General features: G+C 47.0%; 11 protein-coding genes. 10 read left to right on the top strand and 1 reads right to left on the bottom strand.

Translation table 11 applies throughout. The features are described 5' to 3' along the window. The first annotated feature begins 2 nt into the window (after window positions 1-2). The 4 genes from B1748_RS04900 (at window position 3) to B1748_RS36305 (ending at window position 8,122) form a co-directional block, all read left to right on the top strand. Window positions 3-908, top strand: a complete 906-nt coding sequence (locus tag B1748_RS04900; protein WP_256975526.1) for a carbohydrate ABC transporter permease — start codon at window positions 3-5, stop codon at window positions 906-908. 55 nt (window positions 909-963) lie between these two features. Then, window positions 964-2,526 (top strand): ABC transporter substrate-binding protein, encoded by a 1,563-nt coding sequence (locus tag B1748_RS04895; RefSeq protein ID WP_087566727.1) that lies wholly within the window; start codon window positions 964-966, stop codon window positions 2,524-2,526. A gap of 128 nt (window positions 2,527-2,654) precedes the next feature. Next, complete coding sequence (locus B1748_RS04890; protein WP_087566726.1) at window positions 2,655-7,250, top strand: S-layer homology domain-containing protein; 4,596 nt, start codon at window positions 2,655-2,657, stop codon at window positions 7,248-7,250. A 608-nt stretch (window positions 7,251-7,858) separates the two neighbouring features. Further along, on the top strand, window positions 7,859-8,122 hold the full coding sequence (locus tag B1748_RS36305; protein WP_143810242.1) for a hypothetical protein: 264 nt from the start codon (window positions 7,859-7,861) through the stop codon (window positions 8,120-8,122). A gap of 404 nt (window positions 8,123-8,526) precedes the next feature. Here B1748_RS36305 and B1748_RS04880 read toward each other — a convergent pair whose 3' ends face one another. Then, window positions 8,527-10,305, bottom strand: a complete 1,779-nt coding sequence (locus tag B1748_RS04880; protein WP_179215391.1) for a glycoside hydrolase family 36 protein — start codon at window positions 10,303-10,305, stop codon at window positions 8,527-8,529. 153 nt (window positions 10,306-10,458) lie between these two features. Here B1748_RS04880 and B1748_RS04875 point away from each other — a divergent pair, with 153 nt between their 5' ends. The 6 genes from B1748_RS04875 (at window position 10,459) to B1748_RS04850 (ending at window position 17,849) form a co-directional block, all read left to right on the top strand. Next, on the top strand, window positions 10,459-11,319 hold the full coding sequence (locus B1748_RS04875; protein WP_179215390.1) for an AraC family transcriptional regulator: 861 nt from the start codon (window positions 10,459-10,461) through the stop codon (window positions 11,317-11,319). A 47-nt stretch (window positions 11,320-11,366) separates the two neighbouring features. Next, complete coding sequence (locus B1748_RS04870) at window positions 11,367-13,139, top strand: cache domain-containing sensor histidine kinase (protein ID WP_087566722.1); 1,773 nt, start codon at window positions 11,367-11,369, stop codon at window positions 13,137-13,139. Then, window positions 13,114-14,175 (top strand): response regulator, encoded by a 1,062-nt coding sequence (locus tag B1748_RS04865; protein WP_087566721.1) that lies wholly within the window; start codon window positions 13,114-13,116, stop codon window positions 14,173-14,175. The genes B1748_RS04870 and B1748_RS04865 overlap by 26 nt, the downstream gene beginning before the upstream one ends. Window positions 14,176-14,369: 194 nt before the next feature. Then, entirely contained in the window at window positions 14,370-16,043 is a 1,674-nt protein-coding gene (locus tag B1748_RS04860; RefSeq protein WP_087566720.1) for a type 2 periplasmic-binding domain-containing protein, read from the top strand. 4 nt (window positions 16,044-16,047) lie between these two features. Further along, on the top strand, window positions 16,048-16,935 hold the full coding sequence (locus B1748_RS04855; RefSeq protein ID WP_087566719.1) for an ABC transporter permease: 888 nt from the start codon (window positions 16,048-16,050) through the stop codon (window positions 16,933-16,935). Between the two features lie 23 nt (window positions 16,936-16,958). Continuing rightward, window positions 16,959-17,849, top strand: coding sequence for a carbohydrate ABC transporter permease (locus B1748_RS04850; RefSeq protein WP_087566718.1), 891 nt, complete (start codon window positions 16,959-16,961; stop codon window positions 17,847-17,849). Window positions 17,850-17,853: the final 4 nt, after the last annotated feature.

Below are 17,853 nucleotides of genomic sequence, written 5' to 3'. Positions count from 1 at the left end.
GAGTGAGAAATAAAGTCTTGCACAGGGGCATACAGAAAGATCGTATCCTGCTGGCTACCATTGGTTATATCTTGATTACTTGCCTGGCTATCTTGTGCGTCATACCGTTCATATTCGTCCTGTCATCCTCGCTGACCGACGAGAATGAGATCCTAATGAACGGATACTCATTGATCCCTCAAGTATTCTCGCTGGAAGCTTATCGAATGATCTTCGAGTATCCGGAGGAAATGCTCAGGGCTTATGGCGTAACGATTACAGTAACTGTTCTCGGAACGAGTGCCGGGTTGATCTTGACCGCGATGACAGCGTACGCGTTGAGCCGCAAAGACTTCAAGTGGCGGAACCACTTCGCCTTCTACTTTTTCTTCACAACGTTGTTTAGTGGGGGTCTTGTTCCGTGGTACTTATTGATCGTCAATTATCTGCATCTGAAGAATACGCTCGCTGTGTTGATTCTGCCGACGATGATGAATGTGTTCTATATTCTGGTAATGAGGGCGTTCATCAGCGGCATTCCCAATGAAATTAACGAATCGGCCAAAATAGACGGCGCAGGAGATTTTCGGATTTTCATAAGTCTGATATTGCCGCTATCCAAACCAGCGCTAGCTACGATCGGCCTGTTCCTTGCGCTCGGTTATTGGAATGACTGGTACATGGCATTGCTGTACATCTCCGAAGATAATTTAATGCCGCTCCAATATTATCTCTACCGTTTGCTTGGCAATCTGGAAGGTGTGCGCAAAGCAATGATGGAATCAGGCGCTATTTTAACGGTTGACATTCCAGGAGAAAACCTGAAGATGGCTATGACGGTCGTGGCCTGCGGTCCAATTCTGTTCGCTTATCCCTTCATTCAGAAATACTTTGTGAAGGGCCTGACGGTTGGTGCGGTGAAGGGATAATTTCAGGGCAACCTGATTTATCAATTATATGAATTCAATCTTAGGAGGGTGCAAGATGATTAAGGAATCAAAAAAGAGAGCTTATTGGAATTTGGTGTTAACGTGTTTGATGGTCATCAGCTTGGTGATCGCTGGCTGTAGCAGCAAAGGGAGTTCGCCCGAGAACAGTCCGATATCGAGCAGCGAGACCGCAACCGACTCAGGCGCGGAATCGAAGATCGATACTTCCGAAGAAGTAAAGCTGAAAGCCGTGTTTATAGGTGGTAAACCTGTCGACTATGAGCTGGTGTTCGAGGAAATTAATAAAAAGCTGAAAGAGAAAGTGAATGCGACGCTTGAAGCAGAATTCCTGGACTGGTCCGATTATACTCAGAAATATCCGTTGAAATTCGCGGCGGGTGAGGATTTTGACATGATTTATACCGCGAATTGGGCTTACTATGACAGCCAGGCTGCGAAAGGCGGCTTCCTAGAACTGACAGAGGAGCTATTGTCTACTTACGCTCCGCTGACTTGGGAAGCGATGCCTAGTGTGAAGTGGGATCAGGCGCGGGTAAACGGCAAAGTCTACATGATCCCTTATAACAACCAAAAGGAATTTATGAATACGCTGATCATGTACCGCGAGGACTTGCGTCAGAAATATAATCTGGCTCCCATCGACAGCATGGAGTCGCTTGCTGCGTATATGAAGGCGATTGCGGCAAATGAGAAAGGCATCGTACCGTTCAATCAGGCTGCATTGACTGCACATGAATTTGACAATTTATTTCTTCGTCAGCAAAATAATTGGAAAATATTTTCGGAATTTCCCCTAGCCTATAAAATTGATGATCCGAGCGGCCAAATCTTCAATGTTTACGAAACACAGCAATTTAAGGACATGCTTGTATACTACAAGGACCTGGCGGATAGCGGCGCTTGGTCGAGAAATGTGTTAACCGACAAACCTAACGTGGCGGATGACTTTAAAGCAGGCAAAACCGCGGTAAGAGTTTCAAATGTGACGGCTTTAGGAGGGGACATGGCTGTTGTTCGCCGTGAGAAACCCGAGTTCCAAATCGCACTCGCCGACTTGACGCCGAATAGCAAGAAAACCGCTGCGATCTCCACCCAGAACGGAATGGCTGTTCATGCCCGATCCCAAAATCCGGAACGTGCGCTCATGGTGATGGATCTGTTACAGAACGACCAAGAACTTCATGATCTGATTCTGAACGGAATTCCGGGCACCCACTTCGAACCAGTTGGCGATACGAAGCTCAGAGCGGCCGAAAGAAGCGGGAACTTTGGCGGATTCTCGAGTTGGGGATTCGTTTCGCCTCTGACCCGATTTAATGAGGAATACCCGCAGGAAGCTCAGGATATTGAGAAGAAATGGGCTGAAGAAGTCTATCACTTCGATCTGGAAACATTCGTATTCGATAAAACTTCTGTAACGAACGAAGTCGCTAACGTCGGTAATGTTATGCAACGTTACGCAGTGCCGCTGGAGTATGGTCTTGTGGAGGATTTGGAGAAGGGGCAAGCAGAGCTGGCGAAGCAGATGAAAGCTGCAGGTCTGGACAAGATTAAGGAAGAATTGCAGAAACAGATCGACGCATTCCTTTCCAAGTGATTGTTTAAAGGTATGGGGAGGGACTGGAAACGGGTAGATCGGCACCGTGCCAGTCCCTTTACCCGACAAGTGTTTTCCGGTGGATTAGGTATGGAAGAGATCTTAAACGAGAGCAGGAGGAATGAAAGATGAGAAAAAAGATGATGCCAAAGCTTGCAAAGCTCATGGTTGCTGCTGTGTTACTTCCAATTTTCGGCACAACATACTATGAACCAGCAGTCAGTGCAGCCCCCATTGTAGCAAATACCAACTGGCGTCCCATTGATACAACCATGGCTGTTGCCCCGGGAAGTGCCATGGATTTATCCTTTTTAAATCCTGAGCCGGCAGGTACGCATGGTTTCGTGAAAATTGATGCCGATGGTGATTATTATTTTGAAAATGATCCCGGTAGAAAAGTAAAGTTTTATGGGGGCAATCTGAATGGCAGCTATTCTGTTGATCCAACCAAAGAGGAAATGGTCATCATGGCAGATCGGATTGCCGCGATGGGCTATAATGTAATTCGTTATTCGTCCGTAGACCAAAATCAGGAGTGGGCACGGGGACTTATGAATCCTCTCACTTCTACCACAGTAACCTTGAATGCGAATAAGCTTGATAATTTTGATTATTTTAATGCATTGCTGAAGTCACGCGGTGTTTATATTGATATTGACATCATGGCCTTTGCAGATTTCAGAAATATACCTAGCCTGGGTGAAAGTGAATATGGCTCGACCTCATCTTCGTTCTTGGCTACACTGCTTCCAGAAGGACAAGAGATCTGGCGGTCTTTTGCCGAGCAGCTCTTTAATCATGTAAATCCGTATACCGGTCTTGCCTTGAAGGATGATCCTCAATTCATGGGCGTGTCTCCTATAAACGAAGTGATTCTTTTCAATGGCAATTACTCCAACCCGAACTTTAAAGCTTGGGTAATCGCTGATTTCAATAATTTCTTGGACAGTAAGGGAAAACCGGTAATTACAACGTTTCCGAATAATTTTTGGGAAGCGCCTTCAACAATTAAAGATGATCTTGCCGAATATTTCACAGAGAAGCAGTTTGCTACCTATGGTGAAATGAAGTCGTATCTCAAGGATACGATTGGCGTAAAGGCACCGATTGGCGGTATTAATTATATCAATGATTCTTTGGCGAATTACTATCGTACACTGGCCGATATTCATGAAACGCATCTTTATAACGGTCTTGTCGACGGCAGAGGTGCTTCTTTTGAATACAATCCGTTTACACACCCCCGCTACAGTATGATCTTTGCACCTGAATCAAGCGAGAATTACGTGTCACAGCATGGATCATTTATTTTCAAAAATTATATACCAGGTCTTTCCTTGGGACAGTTGCATAACAAACCTTTTGCCTTAACAGAATTTAATCATGAGTTTCCGAGCAAAGGCCGGGATGACATTGGCTTGATGACGGCAGCAGCTGGTGCTTACCAGGGATGGGATATGCTTAATCGGTTTCATTATGTGACTCAGGTCAGAGAGGCAATAATTGAAACCCCGCTTGGTGGAGTTACTTCCTTTGATACTTTAACTGATGTGCTTGGAACCATGTCCGAGTACCAAGGTACACTTGTATTCCGACAAGCCCACCTCACGCCTGCTGATGCTAAATTTGTAATTGTGAGAGATAAAACCTATGTGAAGACCCATGCTTCCGCTACAGAAAGTGAGTATCCCGAAAGGAATCGCATGTACATCCCGCATCTATTCAAGATGGTAACGGTCTACGCGGATAAGCCTGGCGAGCCTTACGCCATCTATAAGATTACGCCCGATCTTACAGATGAGCAAATTGCAAGAGGTGATCTTCCAGCTGCTAATAAGATTACGATTACGGAAAGTATGTCGTTGAAGGAAGTGGCGGAGACATTTATTAATGCAATTGATGATGACGGTCTTAAAACCAGTATGCTAGCTGACTTAAATAATAATAAGCTGGTTTCCGATACGGGAGAACTCCTTTTTGACCTAAACTTGAACACCTATTTTATTAATACTCCTTATGTGGTGGCCGCGGCAGGGACGTTAAATGACAACAGCTATGAACTTGGGCCTGTTACGATGTCTGCCAATATGCCTAAAGGAACCTTATCTGCAGCCTCATTAGATAACGAACCGCTGGATGAGAGTGAAAGAATGCTGATCATTTATACAACAGACGCTGCAGCAACGGGTGAATATGAAGAAACGGTTGACGGTAAGACCTATTATCATCGCGGAACGTTACCGACGCTTGCTAAGTATGGCACAGCAGATATTAAGTTGAAGACGACAAGAACACCTGGGGCATACAAAGCTTATAAGCTAGCACTTAATGGGGTCAGATTGCAGGAGATTCCCGTTTCGGTTACGGGGAACGACATTACTGTCCAACTCGATACAGACAAAGGTTTTTCTTTTGAGCTGGTCTACAATGACATTGAAGACCATTCAGCGCCAACGATTCCTATGAACTTGACGGCAACTGCGCTCTCTTCCTACGAAATTGCCCTTTCCTGGGACGCTTCATCAGACGAGACGGGCGTTTCCGGTTACAAAATTTATCGCAATGGACAGGAAATCGCTACGGTTAACGGTGATGTCCTGAATTTTAAGGATACGGGTCTGACGCTCGGCACGACATACCGGTATACAGTCAAAGCATCCGATCCGGGAAACCGTCTATCGGATGCAAGCAATGAGGCGGTTGGGACGACGAACAGCGTTCTAATGTCTGAAAACTTTGATGATGGGCATGCAAATGATTGGGCGGTTAATCATGGCTGGGGTACCTTTTCTGTCGTCACAGATGGGGAAACTAAAGTGTACATGTCGGAAAGTGCTGACAAAGGGGGAGTAAAGTCACTTGTCGGATCCGACAACTGGTCTAATTATAGCGTGGAGGCCGAGGTGAAAGTTGACACATGGAATGGCAGAATTGGACTGCTCGCCCGGTTCGTAGACAACGGAAATTACTACGCCATGAAGCACGACAACAAAAAGGTATACATCGTCAAGCTGGAGAACAATGAGGAGACGATTCTGGCATCTTCATCAGAGATGACGGCACTATCTGAAGAATCGTATCATGCATTCCGTTTTGAAGTGAACGGAAATTCGTTGCAATCTTATGTAAATGGGGAGCTTCTTGCTTCCGCGACGGACAGTTCGTTTCATGCCGGAAAGCTAGGGGTGTATACCCATTTTCAGAAGGCATATTTCGACAATGTTGTTGTCACCCAGTTACTTCCGGAGCCGGGTGGCAACGATCCGCTCATTCCTACATTAATTGAACCGTCCATTTCATCATTGGCGCTAAACAAGGGACAAAGCCATACGGTTACTGCAACTATTTACGATCAATACAACGAGCCGATGACAGGCATACATTTAAACTGGTCAAGCGATCATTCCTCGATTGCAACCATTGATGATAACGGCAAGATAACTGGCGTAAATAAAGGCGTAACCGTGATTCGCGCAGTATACGAAGACCTGAGTACGGATATTTCGCTTTCGGTTACGGATCCAATTCCATCTAACGGATCAGGTAACGGAAGTGCTGATGCGGTCGTCTTTCCTTCAACAGACAAGGAGAATCAGCTGGAGCTGACCGCCGAACAGTTGGAACAGGCGATTTCCGGCGCATCGCCCAATACGGATGGCTATCGGACGATTCATTTCGAGATCAAGCCCCAGGAGGGGGTACGGTCGAGCGTTCTGCGTATTCCGGCAACTTATTTGACAAAACACGATAAGTTGAGGATTGAGTTGTCCACTCCGTTCGGACAACTGATACTGCCAGGCAATATATTTACAAGTCGGCAGGCGGGAGCGGGTGCAAAAGAAATTATCATCACGATCGGGGAGGGCGATCTGACAGGCGCAAGCGCCGGGATGAAGGCACTTGCAGGCAACCGCCCGGTTATTGAGCTGACTGCATCGGTTGACGGCGTGCCCGTAGAGTGGAGCAATGATCACAGTCCGGTCATGATTCGGATTCCTTATCAGCCTTCCGAAGTAGAAAGCGCGCATCTGGAGAGGTTGACGATATGGCATTTGGCGGATGACGGCGCTATACAACCAATTGTAAGTGGCAGATATGATGCTGCATCGGAGTCCATCATGTTTACAACACGCCACTTCAGCCGCTATGCGGTAGTTTCCGTTACGAAGACGTTTGGTGACTTGGTCCGGTTCGATTGGGCCCGTCAAGCGATCGAAACGCTGGCTTCCAAAGGAGCCATTCAGGGGATAAGCGCGAATTCGTTCGCACCCGGACGGGAGATTACCCGGGCGGACGCGATTATACTGATCATGCGGTTGCTCGATCTGTCGGCGCAGCCATCAGCCGCAAGCTTCGCAGACGTGCCAGGCGGAGTCTATTACGAAGAAGCCGTTCATACTGCCCGCGCGCTGGGCATCGTCTTTGGCAGAGGCGATAACCGATTCGATCCGCAAGCTCATGTGTCACGTCAGGAACTGATGACGATGATCGATAAGGCAATGTCTGTTGCGAGCTTAAAGGTGAAGAAGACTGAGACCGCGAGCTTGTCGCAGTTTCACGATGCCTCTCAGCTCGCGGCATATGCACAGAACTCGGTACTGCGCTTGCTGGAAGCGGGTATTTTCCAAGGCTACAACGGCCAATTGCATCCGGCCTCGGCGGTGACGAGAGCGGAGACGGCTGTAGCGTTGTATCGGTTGTACCAATTGTTCCAATTAGTTTAGAATAGCCTGTCTAGATGAAAATGCCGCATTGCGGCTTTTTCATTGTTTGCGCGCCTGGCCAAGCTAGGCACAACTAGCCGGTGGAAGTCCGGACGAGGAAAGGCCAAGTCGCCTCGTAGCTGACAGGCAACTGATGGAGATTCTAAGATTGAAGCCCTGTGACAAAGTAACTCCGCTAGGAGTGCGATCAACCAGCATACCGTAACATGAAGTGAACCCTGCTGCATCGTCAACAAGACCCGAAACGGACAAGAGAGAGCCGAGCCTCGGTGGTTTTGGCGAAGGCTATGAAACGTTTGAAACCCTTGGAAGAGCAACACGGAAGAACTCTCCGGTGTATGAGGATCGGCATGCTGGGAAAGTTGTGCTTGTAACTAGGGAATCTGACTGTTAATCTCCAGAACTCCGCTGCCCTCATAGAAAACCTCTCACCTCATAACGACCGGCAGCATATGTTCGGTCTTCGTTTTATGAGGAAGCTCTGACGGTTGCCGTGGAAAGGTCATGCTTCCAGCAGTTGATCCGCTGAACAAGGATTACTTGAATATATATTCGTCGTCAATTTGACATCGCTGTCGGAAAGTGAAGTGCTGGAAGTTGCGGAACATATGCTTAAGAGTTTGGGAGACGCCATTGCAGCATGGAACGAATGGACAGAGAACAAACTTGTATTGAACAAGACGGTTACGGCTTCGAATTGTCTCATTGCACCAGAGGCGCAGTTCTCCAAGAGTCGCTTTCCCAAGCAATGGAGGAATCGTATTGATCCGGCTCTCCAGTACCGTCCCACACACAGACAGGATGCTCCCCATACATCGAAGAAATCAGGCAGCTGTCCACTCGCCATCAGCGTGTTCATCTTGGTTGCATAATCTTTCTCTGGAATCGGCATCAGTTTCAATTTAATTCCCGTCTTCTCATAAATCACTTGAAGGGATGGAGAATCGAGCCTCATGGGCTGAAGCGCGGCTTCCGTCAATGCAATTGTGTAGGTGACGTCTTTATCCGTTAATTTCCCGGAAGACGAATCCGCCTCGCCCGTATTTCCTGAATTTCCCGGGTTACTCGCGCTTGACGGAGGATTCGAACTGGTATTGTTGTTCGAATTGTTGCCGCGGCTGCAAGCTGCCAATACCATCGACATCGGTAGTCGGGACGAATACGGGAGAGCAATGAGCAAATCAAATAGAAGGTGTAATTAATCGAAGCGGGAACTGTCATCAACAGCTTCCCGCTTCTTCGTGGTGACGCGCTTAGAGATTACAAAAGAGTCACTTTATGATGAAAAGTAAATGTATCCGGAAGGAGGGACCTCCAACGCTAACAGTTCGCATGTACCGTCAATGGTTTGTGAATTGACCTGCTGTCCTTGACAATTATACACGGCCACGGATCGTTTACCGATGTCTTCTACGATATCAATGATTAATCGGTCAGTATGTGTTCCATTTACTATGATGATTTGTTGGGATTGCAGCCTGCTAACAAGCGTGACAACCGTATCCATATACACCGCAGCAATATATTTGCTCTCATTGCTTGCCTCAATAAGCGGATACATAAGCTCTGGATTATGAGGCATAAATCGGCCATGCATCAGGACATCGCGGTGTTCGCGCCAGAAGGCCAACCAGGATTTAAGCATGGCAAGGTGGTCAGGCGGCAATTTATCCAGACGGACAGAAATTTGCGGTACGCTGAACAAGATATTGATTAATTGCAGGGCAGCGCTTTCGACAGGCTCTTGCGCGTTCCACATGACCATATCGGAATGGACGGCGGTGTTACCGCACAACAGACGAATGTCGACCGTCGAAATACGATTTTGGACAACGTCATTCGGACAATCCGCCGCACGAAACATATTGCCGTATTTGCGCATAATCGGACTGATATAACTTTGACGGAACTCTATCATGACTTCAGGCTTGATAGCTTGAAGACGGTTGATAACTTCACTGAGTAATAAGTCCACCGCTTGCGGAACCGATACATCGTCACGTCCGGGATCATTATTGGGATTCTCCTCCGTAGGCTGGTAGAAACTATCGACGAAATCCAGCTTAAACCCATCCAAATCCCACTCTCTCATGGCTTGTTCATAAGTGTTAATGATGTAATTGCGAACTTCCGGGTATCGCGGATCGAGTATGCCTGTTCTTAAGCCATCATTGTGGGACAATAGCTTGTTCTCATATCTGCTCCAAGCGTTGCTGTTACGACCGACGAACGGAACGGAATACCACAGGATGTATTTAAGGCCAAGCGCGTGTACCCGCTTAACGTGTTCGGCCATGTCCTGTATTTTGTCGACGGCGACTTCCCAATCGCCGCAATAGGCATAACCTCTTGCATTGTCGGACGTTTGCCATCCATCATCTACGATGACGGCTTTGCAGCCCAGCTCTCGAGCCAGAAGGCATTGTTCTTCGATAGCTGCAGGAGTAAATTGTTGATGAAAGCTGTACCAGGACGAGTACATAGGTTCCAGAGCTTCTGAAGGCACTTGAATTGGCGTATTGATCTCATACGTTTCATACCATTGGCTAGCGTCTTGTATGGAATCATAATATGGAATTTCCCTTTTGTCGATCCGCAGTTGAGCTTCATAACGTGAGATCGGGGTTGTTGGCGTGTCAAAGAAGGAAAAGTAGCAGCGAAAAGTAGAGTCTTCCTCATGTATGCCTGCGTGATAACGAATCACGTTGAGCACGTCCGAGCATGCCATCGTCAATCGATTCGTTCCCTTGGCGTTAAACAAACTGACAATCGGTGCGGAGGAAGTCGACTTAGATTCGAACGTCGAACCCCAAACGGGTGGCAACCCTTTGTTCTTAGAGGCGGTCGGATGCCACAAACCTTGAATATCGACAATGGGCAATGTCCACTCGATCTTACATACGGGCGGAACGGCAGGCTTGTCCGATTCCAGGATGAGATGAATAATTTCGACGTGCTCGGATTCCCGCTCGATTCGCATGGATGAATGAAAAGGTGAATGAGTTGAACTCAAGTTCAAGCGATAAGAATGTATTCCATTTTTTATAAGTGTCATGGCCTGATCTCCTTCTATCATTGTTGAATTCAAACTTAGTATACGCCTGCAAAGTGGTTTGATAATAGGTGTATTTGTGTTATCGTTATGGATATTTGTGTGGACATTTCGTTTTGAAGAAGGTATATTTGTGTGAAGTTAGGGGGTATGGCATTGGGGTTTGCAGAATATTTTATGAGTAACCATCTGAATACGGATTTAAGACTGTACTATTGCGGCAGGGAAAATTGCCAACCATCCCATTCTTACGGTCCGGCGATGCGGGATCATTACTTGCTGCATTATATCGTCGGCGGCTCCGGGATATTTCGTACAGATGATCATCAATTCAGCTTGAATAAGGGAGACAGCTTTTGCATTGCGCCGAACAGGCCAGCGTCATACCGTGCGGACGAGCAAGATCCGTGGGTTTATTACTGGATTGGCTTTAGCGGCAAGCCGGTTGCCGATTTGCTGCCCGATACATCTTTTGTCGTGCAATCCTCTGTACATGCCCCAGAAGAATCGGAACAACTGAATGGAAAATTCGAATCGTTGATGTTGAAAGTTTCGGAAGTCGACGATGCTGCTTCCGAAGCCCATATTTACGGTTTATTATGGCAACTGCTGTCCATGTATAGCCACAATAGCGAATCATACCGCTTGTCTTCGAGCAAGGAACCATCAGGGCATAGCAAAGCAGCATATGTTAAGGCTGCAGTCGCCTTTATCAAAGAAAATTACCACAGACCGCTTACCGTTTCGTTAATCGCCCGTTATGTCGGTTTGGAAAGATCGTACTTTACGAAGCTTTTTAGCAGCCATGTGGGGATATCGCCGTATGAGTTTTTGCAGCGTTTTCGATTGGAGAAAGCGGCGTTACTGCTAAACGGTACTCTTCTGCCCGTGCAAACCATTGCCAACAGTATCGGCTTCGAAGACGTCTCTCATTTCGGCAAGTCTTTTACCAGGCATTTCGGAATTCCCCCGACATCCTATCGACGAAATATGGCATTAAATCAAACAAAATCTTGAGATGAGTGCGACCTTTGAGAATTGTATTCTGATTGTGGAGGCAAGCAATGGACGATCATATGAGGAGGAAATGGATAAGCCTGATTTGGCCAAATACTTTAAAGGGCAGGTTAGCCATCCTGTTATTCATTGCCGCCTTCCTTCCGATTGTACTTACCGGATATATCTCTTACTATTGGATGTACAAAGTTCAGGTTGATAAGGTGGAAAAGGATATCCAACAAGTCGTGGCCGGCGAGCGGGCAGCGCTTGAGAAAATTTTGGCGAATCTTGAGAATACTTCGCAACTTCTTTCCAATAACGGGGGAATCGGGCAGAATGTCGTTGATTTTATGGGACTTACGAATGAATATGAAAAAACGAAGATGACGATGGACATCAACAGGTGGATGAATAATATCAGTTACTCGAACCCCTCGTTAGGCGTCATGTTATTTTATTTGCCTGATCGTGAGCAGAAGATTTGGTTTTCGAACACCGTGGTAGATGACCAGCTATTACTGAATAACCTCCCTGTATTATTCCCGGCTAACCGTCTTATGTATTATGGGCCGCATCCATCCATTTCGGCGGACTCGGAAGGGGAGTTGGTTGTGTCGCTCGCTCGACGTTTGGAGGATGTACAAAAAGATGTCGTTGTTTATATTTATTTGGAATCCAAGCTGGACAGTTTTCATTCCGTCCTTTCCCAGCAGCGTTTTGGGATGAATATATCCCATTTGATCACCACACCGGACGGTCGTATCATATATAATACATTGCCAGCACAATATCGTGCAGAAGTTACGGATAAAGGAAAGATTTCAAGCCCCCCAGGTTATCGAGTGTTTTCTTCGGAAAATCGTCGAGGATGGAGTATTCATGCGCTGGTGCCGTTGCCGGAATACCAACGGGAAATCAATAAATGGCTGATACAGTTCATTCTGGTGTCCTCATTGTCCATTGTGGTAACGGTTACGTTGGCATGGTTGATCTGGAAAATGGTGAGTCGTCCTTTGAAGCAGATTAATAAGGAGATTACGTCGATGGGACATCATCAATTTGGCGGAAGCGCTTTTCGTACCAATTTGCAAGAGTTTGATGTACTGATTCGGAATTTTCACGAAATGCGTGCCAGGATATGGGAACTCATCCGAGAGGTCGAGATGAAGGAGAAGCGAAGGGGGCAGCTTGAAGTCGAGAAGTTGCTGGTGCAGATCAATCCTCATTTTTTGCATAATACTTTAAATACGATCCAGTCGCTCGCAAGGATACACGGACAAGCGGACATTGCCCGGTTGGTCGCTATCTTCACCCGTGTGCTTCATTATAATCTTGGTAAAACCAGCATTATTGTGAAGGTAAAGGATGAACTGAATGCCTTGCAGGACTATGTGAATCTGCAGAAGATTCGATACGACCATGAATTTATAGTGGAGATTCATGCTGACGAGGATACATTAGAAGTCCCTCTGCCAAGGTTCGTCCTCCAGCCTCTCGTTGAGAATGCTTTGTACCACGGGTTGAGTCATGATGAAGGACGAATCATGGTGACGGTGGAAACTTCCTCCAATCAAGGCATCCTGCTTCGCGTGCAGGACGATGGAGAGGGGATGACGGAGGAGCAGTTGGAACGGTTGATGGATGATGAACAAGCTTCAAGAAAAGCGGGTCTTGGCATCGGCCTTCGTTATGTGAAGAAGATGGTGGAGCTTTATTACGGGGATAAAGGGAGGATCGATATCCAAAGTCGACTTGGAGTCGGGACAGTCATCACCTTGCATCTGACAGAAATAATAGAAGGGAGTAAGCTGGATGATCAAGACACTAATCGTGGATGACGAGAGCTTGGTGAGGAAGGGACTGCTTGTGGCGTTGCCTTGGACCGCCTTCGGCTTCGATATTGTGGGCGAGGCGCAAAATGCGGAAAAGGCCCTTCAATTTCTAAGCGAGAATGCCGTGGATATCTTGTTCACCGACATTACTATGCCGGGTAAGTCGGGGCTTGAACTTATGCAAGAAGTCCGAGAAGCATACCCGCATCTGAGCGTGGTGGTGCTCACATGTCACCAGGATTTCGACTATATTCAGGAAGCGCTGCGACTTGGCGCGATCGATTACATCGTGAAGACACAATTGGAAAGCCACGATGTCAATGAGCTGCTGGCACGTATCGCAACAAGGATTCGAAGCGAGAATTCCGTAACTACGGGGCAAGGCAAGGTGGAAGCATCAGGTGCTCCTTCTGTCGAGAGACGGATGGAGGAGATTGAGCAAAGCTGGTCCAGCCTGATCTGGATGTTACAACCGGAGCCCGCCAAGCAGCTCTGCAAGCAAATTCAAGAGGTCAACGACTCATTCCACAAACAAAGAGAGTTAGTCAAGGGATTATGCGCCCAATGGCAGGCGCGTCTCCCTTGGCTGGAAGGGATGGAGGAGGTATCATTAATCGCACAAGCGGAGCATACAAACTCGTTGCTAATGCGGATGACTCAGCTTCAGCAATCGGTTATTGTTAGACTGCGAAGCTCACTTTATTCGGAAGAAGTGCTGCAGTCCATCATAAAGGCGATCGATTATATCCACGATCATATCGGCGACAAGCTTCAACAAGCGGATTTGAGTCGCACTTTTAATATGAGCCGGAGCTATTTCAGCCGATGCTTTAAGGAGATTGTCGGAATTCCCTTCGTCAATTACGTGCAGGAGTTGAGTATTCGCCAAGCGGAACACTTGTTAACGACGACGAACCACCCCATTTACTGGATTGCGGAGAAGTGCGGATTTTCGGACGAAAAGTATTTTAGCAGAATGTTTCGGGAGAAAAGGGGAATGCTCCCCACGGAATACAGAATTCTTCTCAGACCAGACCCTTAATGCACCTTGGCTGCTTCGAGGTGTTTTTTTGTGCGCAAAAACGTCGCTAAATGTTCCGGGGCGGCGTGATCGGAAAAAATATCGTATAATCCGGACACATCAATCTCTCCTGTCCCTGATGTTGGCCATGCTAAGATTGTATCAGGCTCGTTGAAGGGCCTATTAAGACGACCACATGATAAGGGGATGAAAGAATGTTAAACACAAAACGATGGACGATTCTCAGTTTGACTCTGGCACTTATTCTATTGTTTATTACGGCATGCTCCGGTAATGGACAAGGTAACAAACCACAGAATACCGGTGAGGCCACATCCAAGCCTGAGACGTCTGCTTCGGAGCAGCAGGCAGATCCCTTCGAGCCGCTCGCCGAAACCGCAACGTTGAACCTGGTGAAGAAAATTCGCGTCGGCGATACCGAGCTTGGCGATGTTGCAGGCGAGACGCTGACGCAAAACCGGTTTACCAAACAAATCGAGGATGAGTTGAATGTGAAATTGAACTGGCTATGGAGTCAGAAGGATCAGGCTTATATCGACAAGATCAAGCTGATGATTGCCAGCAACGACCTGCCTGATATATTCTACGTCGATTATGCCACTTATCTGAAGCTTGTGAAGGATGGAATGATCGAGGAGATAACCGAGGAGTACAATAACTTAGCCAGTCCAGAACTGCGAGAAACTCTGGGTACAGATGGCGGGAAAATGCTGGAGCAGCTGACCATCGATGGGAAACTTTATGGGATTGGTACGATGGGCAATGTGGACAATGCAGCTTCGGTTGCTTGGCTTCGCAAGGATTGGATCGATGAGTTGGGACTTAAGGAACCGTCGAATGTAGCGGAATTGAAGACGGTTGTGGAAGCGTTTAACAAGCATAAAGGCACAACGGGAATTGTTGGCCAAGAGGATTCCGGTATGGCGGAAAATATGTTCGGCTTTGCGAACCTTACCTATGCACTGGGCGGCAGACCGTTCCTGTGGGTCAAGGACGATGCGGGCAAACTCGCGTATGGTTCCGTACAGCCGAGCATGAAGGATGCGCTTGCAGGCTTGCGGCATATGTACGCTCAAGGTTTGCTGGACAAAGAATTTGCAACAACAAAAAACGATCAATTCGGTCAGAAGGTAGCAAGCGGCAAGACGGGAGCGTTCTTCTCCGCGTGGTGGGCGGGCTGGTTCCCAATTACTGATAACTTGAATGCGGATCCGAAAGCGGATTGGCGCGCCTATGCAATTAAAGACGAGCAAGGACAATATTACGGTGGGCAGGAACCGCCGGCTCGTGAAATTGCAGTTGTGCGCAAAGGCTATGAGCATCCCGAGCTGCTGGTGAAAATATGGAATTATCAGAGGGGATTCGGCAAAGAATTGGACGACCCTTATGCGGATATCAAAGCCGAAGGCAAGAAGGGTATGACATGGAACGGCTGGGTGCTGGATCAGCCGTTGTGGAAAGCCGATTTGGGTGTCCTCATGCATAAAAATCTGATAAAGGCGCTGGATGGAAAACCGGTGGAGGAATTGACCGGTATGGATGAAGAAGATGTACAGAATGTTCTCAAACTTGCGGAGAAAATTAATCAGAATGATCCGGAGGTCAGAGGAGAAGCAATTGCCCGAATCCACGGGATGGGCGCGCTTGCCAACGAGCCGAACAATAACCGTCTGTATAATGAATTCTATGGTTCGACGCCGACAATGGAGAAGCGGTGGGTCAATCTTCGCAAGCTGGAACTGGATGCGTTCTTGCAGATCATCATTGGCAACCAGCCGGTCGACTATTTCGATGAATTCGTCAAGAAATGGATGGATCAGGGCGGAAAGATGATTACGGATGAAGTGAACGAAATCATGGGGTCGTAGCTTTATGAATATGAAAGCATCTGTACATTATCACATTATGCTAATACCGGGCATCGTATTGCTCCTTATGTTCAGCGTCTATCCGATGTTCGGCATTATAATGGCCTTCCAGGACTTCAATCCGATGAAAGGGTTCTGGCAATCCAGCTTTGTAGGACTGGAAAACTTTAAATATATGTTCCAGATTCCGGACAGCAAAGAGGTGTTGCGTAATACGTTGGTGATCGCAATCAGCAAAATCATCGCGAATTTGTTCGTTTCCGTCTGTTTCGCTCTGTTGTTGCACGAATTGCGCATCCGGATATTGAAAAGAGCCATTCAGACCATTGTCTACTTGCCTCACTTCATTTCCTGGGTGCTGCTGGGCGGGATCCTGGCTCAGTTGTTATCACTGGACGGGGTTTTTAATCAAACACTTCAATTTTTGGGCATCGACCCGGTTATGTTTCTGGGGAGTAATAGTTGGTTTCGTTGGATCGTTGTAGGCAGCGATGTGTGGAAAGAATTCGGTTTTTCGGCAATTATATTTTTGGCGGCTTTGACGAATATTAATCCATCCTTGTACGAGGCGGCGGACATTGATGGAGCAAGTCGCTGGCAGAAGCTGAAATTCATTACATTGCCAGGTATCGCAACGATGATTGTATTGGTTGCAACACTGGCTTTGCAAAATATTTTAAATGCAGGCTTTGAACAGATTCTCAATTTGTATAATCCTTTAGTTTACAGAACTGGCGATATTATCGACACCTATGTGTACCGCATTGGTTTACTGGAAACACAGTATGAATTGGCTACAGCGGTAGGGTTGATGAAATCGATTGTCAGCATCGTATTAATCATTATTTCGTATGTGCTGGCTTCCAGATACGCGAACTATCGCATTTTTTAAACATAGAGGGAGAGAGGTACATCATGGTATATGGGAGTGGAATACAGAGAAAAGCAGGAGACATTCTGATTGTCGGAATATTACTGCTTGTGACAGCTGCCAGTTTGTTCCCCATCCTGCATCTTATTGCTCTTTCCTTCAGCGATAAGACGGCGGCGACCAGCGGTTTCGTGACGATCTTCCCGATCGGCTTTACGTTGACAGCTTATCAGGCAGTTTTCGATGACGCGTTGTTCTTCACAACCTTCGGCGTTTCCGTTCAGCGCGTACTGTTAGGCGGTATCGTACAATTTATCATTACTGTTCTTATGGCCTACCCGTTATCCCGAAGCACGAAGCAGTTCAGGTCGAGAAACGTTTATGTTTGGTTTACTATCTTTACAATGTTATTCAGCGGCGGCTTGATTCCGTTGTATATGACGATCAAGAGCTACGGTATTTTGGATTCTATATGGTCCTTGGTGCTTCCCGGAGCAGTTCCTGTATTCAGTGTGATCCTGCTCATGAACTTCTTCCGGGGCTTGCCCAAAGAATTGGATGAAGCTATGGAAATAGATGGTGCGGGGCCGTGGTATACACTATTTCGTATGTATTTGCCACTATCACTCCCGGCTTTGGCGACAGTAACCTTATTCTCGATCGTCGGGCATTGGAACGCATTTTTCGATGGCTTGATTTTCATCCATAATCCCGACAAACAACCTCTTCAAACGTATTTGAGTCAAATTGTTGTTCAAGTGAATCTCGATCGGACGATTATGACAGAGGAAGAGATCAAGAAACTTCTTGAGTTGTCGAACAAGACGGTAAACTCAGCCAAAATATTCGTAAGCATGATTCCGGTGCTCTTGTTGTATCCTTTCCTGCAAAAATATTTTATTACGGGAATCACCCTGGGTTCCGTGAAGGAATAGTAGG

The organism is Paenibacillus sp. MY03 (assembly GCF_002165585.1).
In the GTDB taxonomy this organism is placed as follows: domain Bacteria; phylum Bacillota; class Bacilli; order Paenibacillales; family Paenibacillaceae; genus Pristimantibacillus; species Pristimantibacillus agaridevorans.
This window is presented reverse-complemented; position numbering and strand designations above follow the sequence as displayed.